Source organism: Streptomyces sp. NPDC050703, assembly GCF_040654435.1.
Lineage (GTDB): Bacteria > Actinomycetota > Actinomycetes > Streptomycetales > Streptomycetaceae > Streptomyces.
Map to the genome: position 1 here is coordinate 1 of NZ_JBFAHX010000061.1, position 17824 is coordinate 17824.

General features: G+C 71.9%; 17 protein-coding genes. 14 read left to right on the forward strand and 3 right to left on the reverse strand.

Going from position 1 to position 17824, the window contains the following annotated elements; translation table 11 throughout:
- The first annotated feature begins 167 nt into the window (after positions 1–167).
- The 9 genes from AB0I16_RS33005 to AB0I16_RS33045 all read left to right on the forward strand — a co-directional run bounded on the left by AB0I16_RS33005 (position 168) and on the right by AB0I16_RS33045 (position 8123).
- A complete protein-coding gene (locus AB0I16_RS33005) occupies positions 168–812 on the forward strand; it encodes an HAD family hydrolase (protein WP_363253352.1) in 645 nt (214 codons plus the stop codon).
- A gap of 145 nt (positions 813–957) precedes the next feature.
- On the forward strand, positions 958–1683 hold the full coding sequence (locus AB0I16_RS33010) for a VC0807 family protein (protein WP_363253353.1): 726 nt from the start codon (positions 958–960) through the stop codon (positions 1681–1683).
- Between the two features lie 68 nt (positions 1684–1751).
- On the forward strand, positions 1752–2987 hold the full coding sequence (locus tag AB0I16_RS33015) for an MFS transporter (RefSeq protein ID WP_363253383.1): 1236 nt from the start codon (positions 1752–1754) through the stop codon (positions 2985–2987).
- On the forward strand, positions 2938–4113 hold the full coding sequence (locus AB0I16_RS33020) for an acetoin utilization protein AcuC (RefSeq protein WP_363253354.1): 1176 nt from the start codon (positions 2938–2940) through the stop codon (positions 4111–4113). Before AB0I16_RS33015 ends, AB0I16_RS33020 begins: the two co-directional genes overlap by 50 nt.
- A 172-nt stretch (positions 4114–4285) precedes the next feature.
- Positions 4286–5101: a phosphatase gene (locus AB0I16_RS33025; protein ID WP_363253355.1), complete on the forward strand. Its 816-nt coding sequence runs from the start codon at positions 4286–4288 to the stop codon at positions 5099–5101.
- 132 nt (positions 5102–5233) lie between these two features.
- Positions 5234–5443, forward strand: coding sequence for a helix-turn-helix domain-containing protein (locus AB0I16_RS33030; protein WP_062770509.1), 210 nt, complete (start codon positions 5234–5236; stop codon positions 5441–5443).
- A 149-nt stretch (positions 5444–5592) separates the two neighbouring features.
- Positions 5593–5691: an AURKAIP1/COX24 domain-containing protein gene (locus tag AB0I16_RS33035; RefSeq protein ID WP_003948845.1), complete on the forward strand. Its 99-nt coding sequence runs from the start codon at positions 5593–5595 to the stop codon at positions 5689–5691.
- Positions 5692–6006: 315 nt separating this feature from the next.
- On the forward strand, positions 6007–7056 hold the full coding sequence (locus AB0I16_RS33040; RefSeq protein WP_363253356.1) for an NAD-dependent epimerase/dehydratase family protein: 1050 nt from the start codon (positions 6007–6009) through the stop codon (positions 7054–7056).
- A 14-nt stretch (positions 7057–7070) separates the two neighbouring features.
- On the forward strand, positions 7071–8123 hold the full coding sequence (locus tag AB0I16_RS33045) for a lysophospholipid acyltransferase family protein (RefSeq protein ID WP_363253357.1): 1053 nt from the start codon (positions 7071–7073) through the stop codon (positions 8121–8123).
- A 95-nt stretch (positions 8124–8218) separates the two neighbouring features.
- On the opposite strand, the gene AB0I16_RS33050 is transcribed toward AB0I16_RS33045, so the two are convergent.
- The 3 genes from AB0I16_RS33050 to AB0I16_RS33060 all read right to left on the reverse strand — a co-directional run bounded on the left by AB0I16_RS33050 (position 8219) and on the right by AB0I16_RS33060 (position 11889).
- Entirely contained in the window at positions 8219–9454 is a 1236-nt protein-coding gene (locus AB0I16_RS33050) for a DUF5667 domain-containing protein (RefSeq protein WP_363253359.1), read from the reverse strand.
- 290 nt (positions 9455–9744) lie between these two features.
- On the reverse strand, positions 9745–10590 hold the full coding sequence (locus tag AB0I16_RS33055; RefSeq protein ID WP_363253360.1) for an ECF subfamily RNA polymerase sigma factor, BldN family: 846 nt from the start codon (positions 10588–10590) through the stop codon (positions 9745–9747).
- A 354-nt stretch (positions 10591–10944) separates the two neighbouring features.
- The gene (locus tag AB0I16_RS33060) at positions 10945–11889 is read right to left on the reverse strand and encodes an HAD-IB family hydrolase (protein WP_363253361.1); all 945 of its coding nucleotides are present in this window, start codon (positions 11887–11889) and stop codon (positions 10945–10947) included.
- 139 nt (positions 11890–12028) lie between these two features.
- Between AB0I16_RS33060 and AB0I16_RS33065 the strand changes: the two genes are divergently transcribed.
- The 5 genes from AB0I16_RS33065 (at position 12029) to AB0I16_RS33085 (ending at position 17751) form a co-directional block, all read left to right on the forward strand.
- Positions 12029–12307 (forward strand): glutaredoxin family protein, encoded by a 279-nt coding sequence (locus AB0I16_RS33065; RefSeq protein ID WP_363253362.1) that lies wholly within the window; start codon positions 12029–12031, stop codon positions 12305–12307.
- A gap of 374 nt (positions 12308–12681) precedes the next feature.
- Positions 12682–13437 carry a redox-sensing transcriptional repressor Rex gene (locus AB0I16_RS33070; protein WP_363253363.1) on the forward strand — a complete coding sequence of 252 codons (756 nt, stop codon included), beginning with the start codon at positions 12682–12684 and terminating at the stop codon, positions 13435–13437.
- Complete coding sequence (locus tag AB0I16_RS33075) at positions 13434–15140, forward strand: glutamyl-tRNA reductase (RefSeq protein WP_363253364.1); 1707 nt, start codon at positions 13434–13436, stop codon at positions 15138–15140. Before AB0I16_RS33070 ends, AB0I16_RS33075 begins: the two co-directional genes overlap by 4 nt.
- Positions 15137–16096, forward strand: a complete 960-nt coding sequence (hemC, locus tag AB0I16_RS33080; protein ID WP_363253365.1) for a hydroxymethylbilane synthase — start codon at positions 15137–15139, stop codon at positions 16094–16096. Before AB0I16_RS33075 ends, hemC begins: the two co-directional genes overlap by 4 nt.
- Positions 16093–17751, forward strand: coding sequence for a uroporphyrinogen-III synthase (locus AB0I16_RS33085; RefSeq protein WP_363253366.1), 1659 nt, complete (start codon positions 16093–16095; stop codon positions 17749–17751). The genes hemC and AB0I16_RS33085 overlap by 4 nt, the downstream gene beginning before the upstream one ends.
- Positions 17752–17824 lie beyond the last annotated feature (73 nt).

A 17824-nucleotide genomic window follows, 5' to 3' on the forward strand; every position in this document is an offset into this window, starting at 1 on the left:
AGCTAAGCCTCATAGCGCCGATGGTACTGCAGGGGGGACCCTGTGGGAGAGTAGGACGCCGCCGAACTTCTTTTAGGGAAAACCCCCGCACCTTTTGGTGCGGGGGTTTTCTGCGTTCCGGCCCTTCTCCGCGTTCAGGGCAGGAAAGCCGCCGTTAGGGTCGACGCATGCGATACGACCTGGTCATCTTCGACAATGACGGCGTCCTGGTGGACAGCGAGCCGATCTCCAACACCATCCTCGCCGCGTACCTGACCGAGCTGGGGCACCCCACCAGCTACGAGGACTCCCTGCGTGACTACATGGGGGGTGCCGTCCACCGCGTACACGACCTGATTTTCGAGCGGAGCGGGCGTCGGCTGCCCGGTGACTTCGACGAGGTGTTCCACGGGCGGGTCTTCGCGGCATTCGCGCGGGAGCTCCAGGCCATGGACGGGGCCGTCGAGGTTCTGGAGAAGCTGACGGGTGACGGGGTCGCCTACTGCCTGGCCTCTTCCGGCAGCCATGAGCGGATTCGTGTGGGGCACCGGAAGGCCGGGCTCGACAAGTGGTTCGACGAGGAGCGGGTCTTCAGTTCTCAGGACGTGGGGCGGGGGAAGCCGGCGCCCGATCTCTTCCTCCACGCGGCGGAGCGTATGGGGGTGGCGCCCGAGCGCTGCGCGGTCGTGGAGGACAGCCCGCTCGGGGTGCGGGCCGCCGTGGCGGCCGGGATGGACGTGTACGGATTCACCGCCATGACGCCCGCCGAGAGGCTCGTAGGCGCCACTGAACTCTTCGACGACCTGCGTGAGTTGCCCTCCCTCCTCGCCTGATGTCGCCCCGCCCAGCCGGGTGTGACCTGACATTTGTCATGCGGAGTTCCGGACGATCGTTTCTGTCGTGGGGCAGGGGATGGGGGCGAAGCTGAAGGCGTCCCGGACGGAGGGGACGCCGCAGCGACGACGGAGGAAGCCGATCATGAGCCAGCTCGCCACCGAGGCCCCGGGCACGGGTCGCGCCACCGCCGCCACGGGCCGCCCGGCGCCCGCCCCCGTGCCCGACCCCCGCAAGGCCCGCATCGCGTCCCTGAAGCCGCTGGTCCTCGACGCGCTGCTGCCCACCGCCCTGTACTACCTGCTGACCAAGGGCTTCGGCATGGGGACCCTGGCGGCGCTGGCCTGGAGCAGCGTGTCGCCGGCCGGGCGCACGGCCTGGGGGCTGGCCAAGGAGCGGCGGGTCAACGGGCTCGCGGCGCTGATCCTGACCGCCAATGTCGTCGGGCTGCTGCTCGGCCTCGTCGCCGGTGACCCCCGGCTGATGCTCGCCAAGGACAGCGGCATCACGGCGACCGTGGGCGTCGCGGTGCTGCTGTCGGTGCTCGGTGGCCGACCGCTGATGACGGCGGCGCTCAAGCCGTGGGTGACCAAGGGCGATCCGGCACGGACCGCGGCCTGGGACCGGCTGAGCGGCGGGCGGGGGCGGTTCGTACGGCTGGAGCGGACGTTCTCGGTGGTCTGGGGGCTCACGCTCTTCGGTGAGGCCGCGGTCAGGGTCATCGGGGCGTACACGCTGCCGGTGGACACCATGGTGTGGCTGGGCGGTGCGATCGCGGCGGTCACCATCACGGGGGCGGTGTTCGTGAGCGGGGCCCTGGCCGCGGGGCCCATGGAGAAGATGGTGGCGGCGGACGTCCGGGGCCGGTGAAATCGGTGAGTGATCCGTCTACCCATGGGTAGTGCGGGGCCGTACGCTTCCCGGCCATGACGACGGCCATGACAGATGTGCTGCGGCGCGGCAGGGTCTCGCTGGCGTTCGCCTTCCTGGTCCAGGGCGTGGCCTTCGCGCTGCTGGTGACGCGTATCCCGGCGATCCAGGACCGGTACGGGATATCCGACGGGCTGCTGCCCGTGTTCCTCGCGGCGGTGCCCGTTCTGGCCGGGGCGGGGAGCGTGGCCACCGGCATGCTGGTCAAGAGGGTGGCTCCGAGCGGGGTGCTGCGGTGGTCGCAGCCGGTGGTGCTGCTCTCGCTCCTCGGGGTGGGTGCCGGTGAGGAGCTGTGGCAGGTGGCGCTCGCGCTGGGGGCCTTCGGGCTCGCGGTGGGGGCGCTCGACGCGTCGATGAACATGCTTGGGGTGAGCCTGCAGCGGGCGTACGGGCGCAGCATCATGCTCGGCTTCCACGCCGCGTACAGCTTCGGCGGGATCGTGGGGGCGTCGCTGGCCTGGGCGGGCGCGCACGGGGATCTCTCGCTGTCCGTGTCGTATCTGCCGGCCGTGGCCGTGCTGCTGCCGGCGGCGCTGATCGGGAGCCGGTGGTACGCCGATGCGGCAGGGGAGGGCCGGGGGGACGGTTCGGCGGCCGGGCGGGGCGGCGGGGGCGTCGCCTTCGGGCTGCTGCTGCCGCTCTGCCTGGTGATGACGGTCGCGTACATCGGGGACTCAACGGTCTCCAACTGGAGCGCCAAGTACCTGCGGGACGTGCTGGGGAGTTCGGAGGAGGTCTCGACCGTTCCGTACAACGTCTACATGGTCATGACGCTGGTGGGGCGGGCGCTCGGGGATCTGGGGGTGCGGCGCTTCGGGGCCGTGGCGGTGGTGCGGGCCGGGGCCCTGGTGGCGGCCGTCGGGTTCGGGGTCGTGGCGGCGGCGCCCGGGGCGTGGACGGGGGTCGCGGGGTTCACGGTGGTGGGGCTGGGGCTGTGCGTGATCGTTCCGCAGACGTTCGCGGCGGCGGGCCGGCTCGCCCACGAGGAGCACGGGGCCGGGGCTTCGGACGCCGCCGTCGCGCGACTGAATGTCTTCAACTACGTGGGCTTTCTGATCGGTTCGCCGCTGGTGGGCGGTCTCGGCGACGCGTGGAACCACCGGGGCGCGATGCTCGTTCCCCTGGTGTTGGTGCTTGTGACCGTGTTGTACGCCCGTTCCTTCGCCCCGGGAGCGGACCGATACGGTGGCGGGCATGAGCGGCCGCGCACAGCTGATGTGGGACGAGGCAGTAACGGGCTATGACTTCGGCCCGGGTCACCCCATGGACCCGGTCAGGCTCGGGCTGACCCGAAGTCTCGTCGGTGCCTTCGGGCTCGACGAGGAACTGGACGTGGTCGCGGCCAAGCGCGCCGGTGACTCGACGCTGCGCCTCGTGCACCGCGAGGACTACGTGGCGGCGGTCAAGGCCGTCTCCGAGGACCCCGCGTCCGCGCGCGGGGAATACGGCCTCGGGACCGAGGACGACCCCGCCTTCGCGGGGATGCACGAGGTGTCGGCGCTGATCGCCGGGCAGTCCGTGGGGGCGGCCGAGGCGGTGTGGCGCGGCGACGCCCTGCACGCGGTGAACTTCGCGGGCGGACTGCACCACGCGATGCCCGGCGGCGCCTCGGGCTTCTGCATCTACAACGACGCGGCGCTCGCCGTGGCGCGCCTCCTGGAGCTGGGCGCCGAGCGCGTGGCGTACGTGGACGTCGACGTGCACCACGGGGACGGGGTGCAGGCCGCGTTCTGGGAGGACCCGCGGGTCCTGACGGTGTCGCTGCACGAGCACCCGCGGACGCTGTTCCCGCAGACCGGCTGGCCGGAGGAGACGGGCGCGGACGGCACGGCCGAGGGCTCCGCGGTGAACGTGGCGCTGCCCGCGGGCACCGGGGATGCCGGGTGGCTGCGGGCCTTCCACGCCGTGGTGCCCGAGCTGCTCGCGGAGTTCCGGCCGCAGGTCCTCGTGACGCAGCACGGCGCCGACACGCACTTCGACGACCCGCTGGCGCACCTCGCCGTGTCCCTCGACGCGCAGCGGGCCGTGCAGGTCGCCTGCCACGAGCTGGCGCACGAGCACGCCGAAGGGCGCTGGGTCGCGCTGGGCGGCGGGGGCTATGCGGTGGTGGACGTCGTGCCGCGCTCCTGGACGCACCTCGTCGCCATCGCCGCGGGGCGGCCGGTGGAGCCGGCGGCGCCGATTCCGGAGGCCTGGCGGCAGGAGGCGTATGCCCGGACGCGGCAGCTGGCGCCGGGGCGGATGACGGACGGGCGGTGGCCCGTGGAGTGGCGGGGCTGGGAGGAGGGCTACGACCCGGCGGACCGGCTCGACCAGGCGGTGCTCGCCGCTCGCCGGGCGGCGTTCCCGTTGCGGGGGCTGCTGCCGTAGGGCTGCCCGGCCGTACGGCCGCTGCCTGGCCCCCGCCGCTGCCTGGCCCGCAACTGTCCGCCCCGCCGTCGCACGGCTGCGCTTCGGCCGGATTATGCCCGCGTTAGCCCAACTGTGGGTGCTTTTCGGGGTTTTGGCCACCGGGGGGCCGCGGTGCGCCAGCATCGGCAGCGTGTTGAGCACCGGCGCCCTGCGTGCGCATCTGTTGGCGGCCCGGCTGGCCGGGCCCGTGGCCACCTCCCGGGAGAAGAGTCTGCGGAGCTACCGGCTCTTCGCGGCGAGGGACCCGCGGATACTTCTCGGGCTCGACCCCGAGTGGCGCTGGGGGCCGGGCGATCTGCTGAGGCTGATGGCCGACAAGTGCGGGGTGTCCGCCGATCCGGGGTACACCAGTGGGGCCGACGTCATCGATCCGGAGCGGACGCTGACGGCGCTCGACGCCTTCGCCGAACGGCTCGCGGAGGCCGCGCGAAGACGGCTTCCCGTACTCTTCGGGACCGGACACCCGCACCGGCTGCTGGGGTTCTACGCCGCTTTGGCGGACGCCTTGTCGGCGGCGGGATGCCCCGTCCTCACCCCCGCGCAGGGCAACAGTGTCGACATAACGACCCGGTTCGGCCTACGCACGTACAACCTTGACTACGTACAAGGAGTCGCGTTGGTGCGTGAACCCGGCGCGCGGCCGACCGGGAGTGAGACCGGCGCACACACTCATTCACCACTCCCGGTTCGAGCGGTTCTGGATGCCGCCGCGGAGGCCGGCGGACCGCTTCCGGGGCTTGTCGTGGGAGACCATGGATGGGTCTGCGGAGCAGGTCAGCTGGGGTTTGAGGCGATCGGTCTGGCGGATACGAATGATCCCGCGCTGTTCGTCGGAGAGGCCGAGGGGCGGGTGTCCGTCGTCGTTCCGCTTGATGACGCTGTGCGGTCTGATTACTACCGACCGCTTACTCGCTATGTACTCAATCGAGCGTGTCTGTCACAGTAGGCGGCCGATGGCTGCTCCTCTTCCCCACTCGCATCATCCGCCCCTAGTCTGGGGAGTGAGCGCGCAGCGACGAAGAGTCACCGGAAGGGGAAGCCGGTGCCCGTCATGTGCGGAAGGTTCAGGTGGGGTGTCATGGCTGAGAACCAGAGGCCGCTGAACGAGGTTCAGTTCCTGACCGTGGCGGAAGTCGCCTCGGTGATGCGAGTGTCCAAGATGACCGTGTACCGCTTGGTGCACAGCGGTCATCTGCCCGCCATCCGGGTCGGAAGGTCCTTCCGGGTCCCGGAGCAGGCGGTGCACGAATACCTCCGCGAGTCCTATGTGGGGGTCGAGGCAGGCTGAGCGCGGGGGCCTTCGGGCCCCTTCGCCGCGGGGCCCGTTGCCCCTCGATTACGTCCCTCACGCCGGGGCGGGTAGGCTAGGCCGACGTAGGTCGTGTGGGCCCAGTCTGCTGCCCCGCACCGAGTGAAGAGAAGTGAGCGAGGGTAGTCGTGGGCTCTGTTATCAAGAAGCGGCGTAAGCGGATGGCCAAGAAGAAGCACCGCAAGCTGCTGAAGCGCACTCGCGTTCAGCGTCGCAACAAGAAGTAGGCGACCGCTGCACAGCGCGTTCGAAGCCCTCTCGTCGATTTCGGCGGGAGGGCTTCGGCATGCCCGGAGCCCGACGCGGTACTCGAAGGGGAAAAGCGGGACGCGAAGGACCCGACCGGCACGCGAAGGACCCGACCGGCGGCCGAAGGGCCGGACGCGGTACTTGAGCGCCGGGCGGTTGGTCCGTACGTGTGGCTGTGTCCGTCGTCACTTCCCGCCGCACACCGTCATCACAGCGCAACACGGACCCGCTAGCGTGGTCACGGACACGGATGATGGTGCGCGGCGAGGGCTGGGGAAAGGCAGGCGCTGATCTTGGGCAAGGTCGTGCTCGTGACCGGGGTGGCCCGGCAGCTGGGCGGCAGGTTCGTCCGGCGCGTCCAGCGCGATCCCGAGGTGGACCGGGTGATCGCCGTCGACGCGGTACCGCCCGAGCACCATCTGGGCGGAGCCGACTTCGTCAGGGCCGACATCAGGCAGCCCGCGATCGCCAAGGTCCTCGCCGAGTACGGGGTGGACACGGTCGTCCACATGGACGTCACGGCGACCGCGCTCGGCAGCGGCAGCCGGGGCTCCGTCAAGGAGATCAACGTCATCGGCACCATGCAGCTCCTCGGTGCCTGCCAGAAGTCGCCGACGGTGAAGCGGCTCGTGGTGAAGTCCAGCACCAGCGTGTACGGCTCCGCGCCCAGGGACCCCGCGGTCTTCACCGAGACGACGGTGCCCAAGTCGCTGCCGAGCGGCGGCTTCGCCAAGGACACCGTCGAGGTCGAGGGCTATGTGCGCGGCTTCGCGCGCCGGCGCCCCGACGTCGCGGTCTGCGTACTGCGCTTCGCCAACATCCTCGGGCCCACGGCCGACTCCCCGCTCGCCGAGTACTTCTCGCTGCCCGTCCTGCCGACCGTGTTCGGCTACGACCCGCGCCTGCAGTTCGTCCACGAGGACGACGCGGTCGAGGTGCTCCGCCTGGCCTCGCACGAGCCGCGGCGCGGCACGCTCAACAGCGGCACCTTCAACATCGCGGGCGACGGCCTGCTGCTGCTCTCCCAGTGCTCCCGGCGGCTCGGCCGTCCCACCGTGCCGGTGCTCCTGCCGGCCGTCACCTGGGTCGGCACGGCGCTGCGCACCATGGGCGCGACGGACTTCTCGCCCGAGCAGCTGCGGCTGCTGACCCACGGCAGGGTCGTGGCCACCCGGCAGATGCGCGAGACACTGGGGTTCGAGCCGAAGTACACCACCGCGGAGGCCTTCGCGGACTTCGTGCGCAGCCGCGGTCCCGGGCTGCTGCCGCCGGGTGCCCTCGCGGGGGCCGTCGACCGGATCGCCGCGCTGCCCTTCGCGGGCGGCAACCGATGCGCCAACTGAGGAGAGCGTCAACGATGGCGGACGCCAAGGTCATTCCGTTCGACGACGACCGCTCGCGCGGGGCGGCGCAGCGCGCGCCGCGCCGCAGGTCCGCGCCCCGCCGCAAGGGCGACACCGCGGCCGTGAGCGAGGTCAAGACGCTGCCCGGCCGGCAGCGGGAGGACACGCGGGGCGCGGAGCCGCCCGCCGCGCGCCCGGAACCGACGCGGCCCCCGGAGCCGCGGGGCGGCGGCCTCGACCGCCGTATCGCGGGCGGCCTCGCCTTCCTGCGGCGACGGCTGACGGGGGAGTACGAGGTCGACGACTTCGGCTACGACGAGGAGCTGACCGACCAGGTCCTGATGTCGCTGCTCCGCCCCTTCTACGAGAAGTACTTCCGGGTGGAGGTGAAGGGCGTCGAGAACATCCCCGCCGATGGCGGGGCCCTGATCGTCGCCAACCACTCGGGGACGCTGCCGCTGGACGGCCTGATGATGCAGGTCGCGGTGCACGACCACCATCCGCGGGGCCGGCATCTGCGGCTGCTCGCCGCGGACCTCGTCTTCATGCTGCCGGTGGTCAACGAACTGGCCCGCAAGGCCGGACACACCCTGGCGTGCGCGGAGGACGCCGAGCGGCTCCTGGAGCGGGGCGAGCTGGTCGGGGTGATGCCGGAGGGCTTCAAGGGCATCGGGAAGCCGTTCAGCGAGCGCTACAAGCTCCAGCGGTTCGGCAGGGGCGGCTTCGTCTCGACGGCCCTGCGGGCGGGCGCTCCGATCGTGCCGTGCTCGATCGTGGGTGCCGAGGAGATCTACCCGATGATCGGCAACGCGAAGACGCTCGCGCGGGTCCTCGGCATCCCGTACTTCCCGATCACGCCCACGTTCCCCTGGCTCGGTCCGCTGGGGGCGCTGCCGCTGCCGACGAAGTGGACGATCCAGTTCGGCGAGCCGATCCCCACGGACGGCTATCCGCTGGAGGCGGCGGACGATCCGATGCTGATGTTCAACCTGACGGACCAGGTGCGCGAGCAGATCCAGCACTCGCTGTACAAGCTGCTCGTGCAGCGGCGGTCGGTGTTCTTCTAGCGGCGCCCGCGGACGTACGTGTACGCGGCTGAGGGGCGCCCCCCATCGGGAGGGCGCCCCTCAGTCATGTGTCCGCCGGCGCGGCGGCCGGGCCGCTACTTGGAGTCGTCCGTGTCGATGCCGAGCTCCGGGAGCAGTCCCGGCAGCAGCGGGGGCAGGGTGACGTCCGGCTTGGCCGGGGTCTCCTTGCCGGGCTTGCTGCGGCCTTCCGACGGCGTGGGGCTCGTCTTCTCGTCCGGCGGGTCGAGGAGACCGCCGACGCTGCCGCCGAGGATGCCGTCGTCGGCACTGCGGCGAGGCGAGGCGGGCTTGTCCTTGTGGGTGTTGCCCGTGCCGCCGCTTCCCCCGCTCTCGGGGGAAGCGGAGTGCCGGCCGGTGCCGTCGGGGCGGCTGGGGCTCTGCGGTGTCCCGCCGCCCGGTCCTTCCTTCCGCGGGATGTGGGGCAGCCGGGCCCGCAGCGGCTTGACGTCGTCCTCTATGGCGTCGAACACGGAGTCGACCTGATCGCTCATGTCGCCGAGCTGGACGGGGAGCCTGCCCTGGAGGTCGCTCCACGTCTCCCGGTGCGAGCGGGAGAAGGCGGAGAGCGCCTGCATGGGGCCGAGCGACCCGTCACGCTCGAACGCCTGGTGGAGCAGGCGGTGGCCCTCGCTGGCGTCGTGCCGCATGCCGGTGAGCGCGCGCCTGATCTCGCCGATGGACTCGTGGTCCAGGGCGCCGGAGCGGTCCCGCTCCATGAGCCTGCGTGCCTCGTTCAGCCGGGTGGAGGCCTGGTCGAGGTAGATCTCGCCGCGGTCGGCGTCGTCGTCGGCCATGCCCAGCTTGAGGTCCTCCATGCCGCGCTTGAGGCCGTACAGCGAGTCGCCGGGGAGGGCGTCGGAGCTGGCGGCGGCGACGCCGCCGAAGGCACCGGCCGCGACGCCGACGGTGAGGCCGCCCGCGGCGATGCCCTTGGAGAGACGGGTGCGAGGCCGCAGTCTGTGCAGCGGGCCCGCTCGGTGCGCGCCCTTGCGGGTGCGCTGTTCGGGCACCGCGGCACCGCCGTCGCGGAGCATGGCCTCCATCGCGGCCACGAGCTGGGCGCGCTGGACGACCTTGACCTCGGGGTCGAGGGCGGGTTTGGGCAGCGCGTCGAGGCTTTCCGTCAGGGCCAGCATGCGGCCCCGCTCGGTCGGCTCGGCGCTGGCCGCGGTGGTTTCGGGGGACTCCTCGGCCGCGGGCGTGGACGCGGAGTCCTCGGACTGCTCGGCCGCCGGGCGCTGGTCGGAATGGTCATCCAGGGCCTGGGCGAAGGCGTTCGCCCGCCGGTGGGCCGATACGTTCGCGATCACTGGCGGCACCTCCTCTCGTCATGACGGTCGACTCCCCAGGGGGTCCTGAGGGTTGCCTGTCCTGAACGCTTCCACACGATCGAGTGAGCGTATGGCGTCTCCCTCGCGCCTCGGGAGCGGAGGGAACGGTCAGGTGGCGACCACAGGGAGCCTGCATCCCGCACAACGAGCGTCGCGGCACTTGGGTTACGGACGAAGGATGATCGGACCGCGAAGAATCACCAAAGGGCCGTGACGGCCATCAGGCCGACACGGACGGTGAGTTGGTGGCGCCGGAGCGATGCCCGGCGCTACCGCACGTCGTCCGGGAGGAGCCGCGCGAGCGTGCGGACCGCGCGGTACTGAAGGGTTTTGATCGCTCCCTCGTTCTTTCCCATGACCCGTGCGGTCTCGGCGACGGACAGGCCCTGGAGGAAGCGCAGTGTCACGCACTCCTGCTGCTGGGGGTTGAGGCGGCGGACGGCTTCGAGCAGTGCCGCGTTCGACAGGGACTCCAGGACGGAGTCCTCGGGGCTGCGCTCGACCTCGTTGGCGTCGAGCATTTCGCCGGTGGTCACTTCGAGGCGGAACCGGCTCGATTTGAAGTGGTCGGCGACCAGGTTGCGCGCGATCGTGACCAGCCAGGCGCCGAAGTCGCGGCCCTGCCAGGTGAAGGTGCCGATGCGGCGGAGGGCGCGCAGAAAGGTCTCACTGGTGAGGTCCTCGGCGGTCGCCTTGCCGCCCACGCGGTAGTAGATGTAGCGGTAGACCGTGTCGCTGTACTGGTCGTAGAGGCGGCCGAAGGCGTCGGACTCGCCGGCCTGCGCGCGTTCGACGAGAGCCATCATGCGGGCGCTGTCGCTGTCCGCCGCGGGGCGGCGGTGGGTGGTCGTCGCGGCGGTGGCGGTGGCGGTGCGGGATCGTCTGCTGACGGCCCGCCCGTCTCCCGGCCGCCGCCCCTCAATGACGGCACTGGGTGCCGGCACCTCCTCGATTCCGTCCGTCAGGGCATAACACGGCCCGACGGGTGCCGGGGCGGCGAAGGCGGGGACGGCGGGACCGGCGTACGCGGTGGGGACGAAGCCGCGCAAGCGGTCGAGGACCGTTGCGCGCAGCGTAGCCAGGCCCGAGGCGTCAACCCCGACGTGTGGGTACACGGGACTCCCAGAGGCAGAGCTTCCATCACGTGCAGTTCCGGACCGTTCACTCGTCGTGACGACAAGCGGTGACGAGCGAGGCCCGTTCATGCGTCTGAGGAGAATAACGCTTCGTACAGGCAGCGCTACACCCAGTTGCTCAAATCATCGATTACGTCGCTTCTGTAACCGATCCGCACATGGGTGAGCAGCGGAGAGTGACCGTTTGCTGATCGGTTCGGTTCACATTCCGTCTTCACGCGAGGCGTGTTGTGGCCGAGTCACTCCGGGGTGACTGGCGCGGGACGGGACGGGGTAGGACCGGGGGATTGCGCCGACCGGCCGAGCCGCGGGGGCCGCCGCCGGGGCGCGGTCTCAGTGGCGGCGGCGGTGCAGCGCGATGGCGGCGGCCGTGCCGCCCGCGACGGCGCCCACGCCGGCGGCGGCCGGGATGCCGACCTTCGCGGCCTTGCGGCCCGTGCGGTAGTCCCGCAGCCGCCAGTCCCGCTCGCGGGCGTGCTTGCGCAGCTTGGCGTCGGGGTTGATCGCGTAGGGGTGGCCGACCAGCGAGAGCATCGGGATGTCGTTGTGCGAGTCGCTGTAGGCGGCGCAGCGGGCGAGGTCCAGGCCCTCGGCGGCGGCCAGGGCGCGGACCGCCTCGGCCTTGGCGGGGCCGTGCAGGGGCTCGCCGACGAGCTTGCCGGTGTAGACGCCGCCGACCGACTCGGCGACGGTGCCGAGGGCGCCGGTCAGGCCGAGGCGCCCCGCGATGACCGTGGCGATCTCCACCGGCGCGGCGGTGACGAGCCAGACCTTCTGGCCCGCGTCGAGGTGGGCCTGGGCGAGGGCGCGGGTGCCCGGCCAGATGCGCTCGGCCATGTACTCGTCGTAGATCTCCTCGCCGATGGACATCAGCTCGGCCACGCGGTGGCCCTTGACGATGGAGAGCGCGCTGTCGCGGGCGTCCTGCATGTGCTCGGGGTCCTCGACGCCCGCGAGCCTGAACCACGCCTGCTGCCAGGCGAATCGGACCAGTTCCTGGCGCTCGAAGAACTTCCGCTTGTACAGGCCGCGGCCGAAGTGGAAGATCGCGGCGCCCTGCATGACGGTGTTGTCGAGGTCGAAGAAGGCGGCGGCCTTGTCGTCGCCGACGACGGGGAAGACGGGTTCCGCGGGGGCCACGTCGGGCGCGCCGCGGCCCGTGAGTTCCTCCAGCTCCTGGGAGGATTTGCGTGCTGCCTCAGCCGAGGCCTCGCCTGCCAACACGCTCCGCGCCGTGGCGGAGCGCCTACGGGGGGTGAGCCATCCGAGAGCGGCCATGTCGTGAGCATAGCCAGTCCCGCGGAGGGTTCCGGAGTCGGCGGGATGCGGGGGCCGTGAACTCTCCGCGACCGGACCGTGAAGCGGTGCCCGCCCCGCCCCGCCCGCCGGAGGGGGCCGGCGGGGCGAGAATGGCGGTATGAGCCCGATTTTTCGTCGTACGGAGAAGAAGAAGCCCGCGGAGCGCACGGTGACCCTGATCGGGAAGCCGGGCTGTCATCTGTGTGATGACGCACAGCAGGTCGTCGAGAAGGTCTGCGGGGAGCTCGGCGCCGCGTGGGAGAAGAAGGACATCACGGAGGACGAGGAGCTGCACCGGGCGTACTGGGAGCAGATCCCCGTGGTCCTCGTGGACGGGGAGCAGCACACCTTCTGGCGCGTGGACGAGGCGCGGCTGCGCAGGGAGCTGGCCGGCTGACGCCGTCGCCGGGAGTGGCGCCGGGCACCCGCCGGGCACCCGCCGGGCGGTCCGGGACCCTGCCGAATGGCCCACAGGTTACTGACCGGGCAGTCCAAAGTGCCCGCGAAGTCGTCTACGCTTTGGGGCGGTTTTGTTCTCGGGGGTGATGATCGTGAGGAGTGTGTGCGGTTTTGCCCCCTTCAGGTGAGCAACGAAGCCGCCCGTGCGCCGGTTCCACGATCGTGCGCCGGGCGTGCGTGAGCCCCGTCACGTTGGCCGGGCAAAACGGACACCATCTTTGTGCACGCGTTCACAAAGGCATAGCCTGCAGGGGACGGGGCGGTCTGGGGACGAGTGACCGCCTGCAGCCCCGCTCTACCCGCAGGAGCACCGTGGCAACTGGCCGAACTCACCGACCGGCGACCCGCAGCCGAGGAATTCCCGAGGCCACCGTCGCCAGGCTTCCGCTGTACCTCCGCGCTCTGACCGCACTGTCGGAGCGCTCGGTGCCCACGGTCTCCTCCGAGGAGCTCGCGGCCGCCGCGGGGGTCAACTCCGCGAAGCTGCGCAAGGACTTCTCCTACCTCGGTTCCTACGGGACGCGCGGCGTCGGCTATGACGTCGAGTATCTCGTGTACCAGATCTCCCGCGAGCTCGGCCTGACCCAGGACTGGCCGGTTGTCATCGTCGGCATCGGCAACCTCGGCGCCGCCCTGGCCAACTACGGCGGCTTCGCGTCGCGTGGCTTCCGTGTCGCCGCGCTCATCGACGCCGATCCGGCAATGGCCGGAAAGCCCGTGGCGGGCATGCCCGTGCAGCACACCGACGACCTTGAGAAGATCATCGAGGACAACGGCGTCTCGATCGGCGTCATCGCCACCCCGGCCGGCGCCGCCCAGCAGGTCTGCGAGCGGCTCGTCGCCGCCGGCGTGACCTCCATCCTGAACTTCGCGCCGACCGTGCTCTCCGTCCCGGACGGCGTCGACGTGCGCAAGGTCGACCTCTCCATCGAGCTGCAGATCCTCGCCTTCCACGAGCAGCGCAAGGCCGGCGAGGACCTGGCGTCCGACGACGTCGTGCCGCCCGTCGCCGCCAAGCAGCACCGCAAGGGACCCGACGGGGACGTCCCCGCCGTGATGCCGGCATGAGTCTCCTGGTCGTGGGGCTGAGCCATCGGAGCGCCCCGGTGAGCGTCCTCGAACGAGCCGCGCTGAACGCGGACGCGCAGGCCAAGCTCCTGCAGGACACCCTGGCCGCCGAGCCCGCCACCGAGGCGGCCGTGCTCGCCACGTGCAACCGCATCGAGCTGTACGCGGACGTCGACAAGTTCCACGCGGGCGTCGCCGAGCTGTCGACGCTGCTCGCGCAGCACAGCGGCGTGGGCCTCGAAGAGCTGACCCCTTATCTGTACGTGCACTACGAGGACCGTGCCGTCCACCACCTCTTCTCGGTGGCGTGCGGGCTCGACTCCATGGTCGTGGGCGAGGGCCAGATCCTCGGCCAGATCAAGGACACCCTCGCGCGCGCACAGGAACTGCACACCGCGGGCCGCCTGCTGAACGACCTGTTCCAGCAGGCGCTGCGGGTCGGCAAGCGCGCCCACTCCGAGACCGGCATCGACCGCGCCGGGCAGTCGCTCGTCACCTTCGGCCTCGAACAGCTCGCCGCGCGCGAGCCGGTCGGGGAGTGGGTCAGGGGCAAGCGCGCCCTGGTGATCGGCGCCGGTTCCATGTCCTCGCTGGCCGCGGCGACGCTCGTACGCGCCGGGGTCACGGAGATCGTGGTCGCCAACCGCACCTTCGAGCGGGCCGAGCGGCTCGCGGAGATCCTCGGTGACTCGGGTTCCGCCGGGGTGACGGCCCGCGCCGTCCCCATGGACTCCGTCGCCCACGAACTGACACGTGCAGATGTCGCCGTCTCCTGCACCGGAGCGACCGGCCTCGTGCTGACCGCGGAGGCCGTCTCTGCGGCCGTCGAGGGACGCGTGCCCGCCGAGGCACGCGTCGGCGAGGTGCCCGCGCAGGCCAGGAGCGGTTCGGCGGGCACCGCCGTGCGCCCCGTCGACACGGCCGAGGAGCCCTGCCCCTTCGACCTCTCCACGGCCCGCGGCTTCTCCGTGGCCGGTGAGGCGGCCGTCGCCGGCATGGACGCGGCCTCCCTGGAGCAGCACGGAGCCTGGGTGGACAACGCCCCGGCCGAGCGGCGCGAGGGCCCGGCCCCCGACCCGCAGGCCGAGGCCGATGCCATCGCCGCGCTGGTCGCGGCGGCCGGCCGCACCGGCAGGCTGCCGGAGCGGCGCCGTCCCTTCCCGTCGGCCGCCGCCGCCCGCCCCGCCGTGCTGGCCCTGCTCGACCTCGCCATGCCCCGGGACATCGACGCCGCCGCGCACCGCGTTCCCGGCGTGCGGCTGGTCGACATCGAGTCGCTCGCCGAGGCCTCGGCCGACGCGCCGATGGCCGCCGACGTCGAGCAGGTGCGGAGCATCGTCTCCGACGAGGTCGCGGCCTTCGGGGCCGCGCAGCGGGCCGCGCACATCACGCCGACCGTGGTCGCCCTGCGCACCATGGCCGCCGATGTGGTGGCCGGTGAGATGGCCCGGCTCGAAGGGCGGCTGCCCGGCCTGGAGGACAAGCAGCGCGCGGAGATCACGCAGACCGTGCGCCGCGTCGTGGACAAACTGCTGCACGCGCCGACGGTGCGGGTCAAGCAGCTCGCGGGCGAACCCGGCGGCGCCGGGTACGCGGACGCGCTCCGGACGCTCTTCGACCTCGACCCGCAGACGGTCGCGGCGGTCAGCAGGGCGGACCACACGAACAACGAGAACGACGACCCGAATAGAGGCCGGGCATGACCGAGAGGGCTCTGAGGCTCGGGACCAGGCGCAGCATGCTGGCCATGGCCCAGTCGGGCCAAGTCGCGGAAGCCGTGACGCAGTTGACGGGGCGGCCCGTCGAGCTCGTGGAGATCACCACGTACGGGGACGTCTCGCGCGAGCACCTGGCGCAGATCGGCGGCACCGGCGTCTTCGTCGCCGCCCTGCGCGAGGCGCTCGCCCGTGACGAGGTCGACTTCGCCGTGCACTCGCTCAAGGACCTGCCCACCACGCAGCCCGACGAGCTGGTCCTCGCGGCCGTGCCGGTCCGTGAGGACCCGCGCGACGTCCTGGTCGCGCGCGACGGCATGACCTTCCCCGAGCTGCCCGCGGGCGCCCGCGTCGGCACCGGCTCGCCGCGCCGCATGGCGCAGCTCAACGCCTACGCGCGCGACCACGGCATGACCATCGAGACCGTGCCGATCCGCGGGAACATCGACACCCGCATCGGATACGTGCACAAGGGGGAGCTCGACGCCGTCGTGCTCGCCGCCGCCGGACTGAGCCGCGTCGGCAGGACCGACGAGGTGACCGACTTCCTGTCGGTCGACACTGTTCTGCCCGCCCCCGGCCAGGGGGCACTGGCGATCGAGTGCGCCGCGCACAACGCGTCACTCGCCGCCGCGCTCGCCGCGCTCGACGACCCGTGCACACGGGTCGCCGTGACCGCCGAGCGGTCCCTGCTCGCCGCCCTGGAGGCCGGCTGCAGCGCACCTGTGGGTGCGCTGGCCGACGTCCTGTCCGACGCGCAGTTTGTCAAGGAAATGCGCCTGCGCGGTGTTGTCGGCACGACCGACGGCTCGACGCTGGTGCAGCTGTCCACCACCGGTCCCGTGCCCGAGACGGAGACCCAAGCCATGGCGCTCGGCCGCGAACTCGCGGCGGAGATGCTCGCCAAGGGCGCGGCCGGTCTGATGGGGGAGCGAGCACTTTGAGCCCCACCTCGAACCTTCCCGGCATTCCCGCACACGGGCACGTCACCTTCCTGGGTGCCGGACCCGGAGATCCGGGACTGCTGACCCTGCGCGCCGTCGAGGCGCTGACCCGAGCGGACGTGCTGATCGCCGAGCCGGATGTGCTCGACGTCGTCCGCGTGCACGCCGGGGGAGGTGTGGACACACCCCTGCCGAAGGCGACTGACGACATGTCAGCAGCCCCTGACACGGCGACTTTCCGAGTTGCCGCCAATCTTGTCATGGAGGCCGCGAGGGGCGGCAGGCGGGTCGTGCGTGCGGTCAGCGGCGACCCCGGCCTCGACACGTACGCGGCCGAGGAGATGCTCGCCTGCGCCGCCGAGGGCATCCCCTTCGAGGTCGTCCCCGGCATCGCGGCGGCCGTCGGCGTGCCCGCGTACGCCGGTGTGCCACTGCGGGACGCGCAGGGCACCGACGTGCGGTTCATCGACGCGCGTACGGCGTCCGAGCGCTGCTGGAGCGAGGTCGGCGCGTCCGACGGGACCGTGGTGGTCTCGACGTCGCTCGACTCCGTGGCCGCCGCCGCGGGCGAGCTGGTGGCCGCGGGCCGCAAGCCCGACACCCCGCTCACCGTGACCGTCGGCGGCACGACGACCCGCCAGCGCACGTGGAACGCCACCCTCGGCACCATCGCGCAGGTCTTCAAGCAGGCGAAGGTGCTGCCCTCGCCCGACGGCGGCCGGCCGGTCATAGCCGTGGTCGGCGAGCGCAGCTCGGCCGCCCAGCGCGACCAGCTCTCGTGGTTCGAGTCGAAGCCGCTCTTCGGCTGGCGCGTCCTCGTACCGCGGACGAAGGAGCAGGCCGCCTCGCTCTCCGACCAGCTCCGCTCCTACGGCGCCGTGCCGCACGAGGTGCCGACCATCGCCGTGGAGCCGCCGCGCACGCCCCAGCAGATGGAGCGCGCCGTCAAGGGCCTCGTCACCGGACGGTACGAGTGGATCGCCTTCACGTCCGTGAACGCCGTCAAGGCGGTGCGGGAGAAGTTCGAGGAGTACGGGCTCGACGCCCGCGCCTTCGCCGGGATCAAGGTCGCGGCCGTCGGTGAGCAGACCGCCGCCGCGCTGATCGCCTTCGGCGTCAAGCCGGACCTGGTGCCGAGCGGCGAGCAGTCGGCCGCCGGTCTCCTGGAGGACTGGCCGCCGTACGACCCGGTCTTCGACCCGATCGACCGGGTGTTCCTGCCGCGGGCCGACATCGCCACGGAGACGCTGGTGGCGGGCCTGATCGACCTCGGCTGGGAGGTGGACGACGTCACCGCCTACCGGACGGTGCGCGCCTCGCCGCCGCCGGCCGAGACGCGGGAGGCCATCAAGGGCGGCGGCTTCGACGCCGTGCTCTTCACCTCCTCCTCCACGGTCCGCAACCTCGTCGGCATCGCGGGCAAGCCGCACAACGTCACCGTGATCGCGTGCATCGGCCCCGCCACGGCCAAGACCGCCGAGGAGCACGGGCTGCGCGTGGACGTGATGGCCCCCGAGCCGTCGGTCCACAAGCTCGCCGAGGCGCTGGCCCAGTTCGGTGCGCAGCGGCGCGCCGCGGCACTGGAGGCCGGGGACCCGGTGACACGCCCGAGCGAGCGGCGTCCCGGTTCGCGACGACGGCGCACGGCGCCGTAGGTTCGGGGCGGGGCGGGCGCCCGGCGCGCCCGCCCCGCGACAGCAGCGGTACGAGCGGTACGAAACCAGGTGA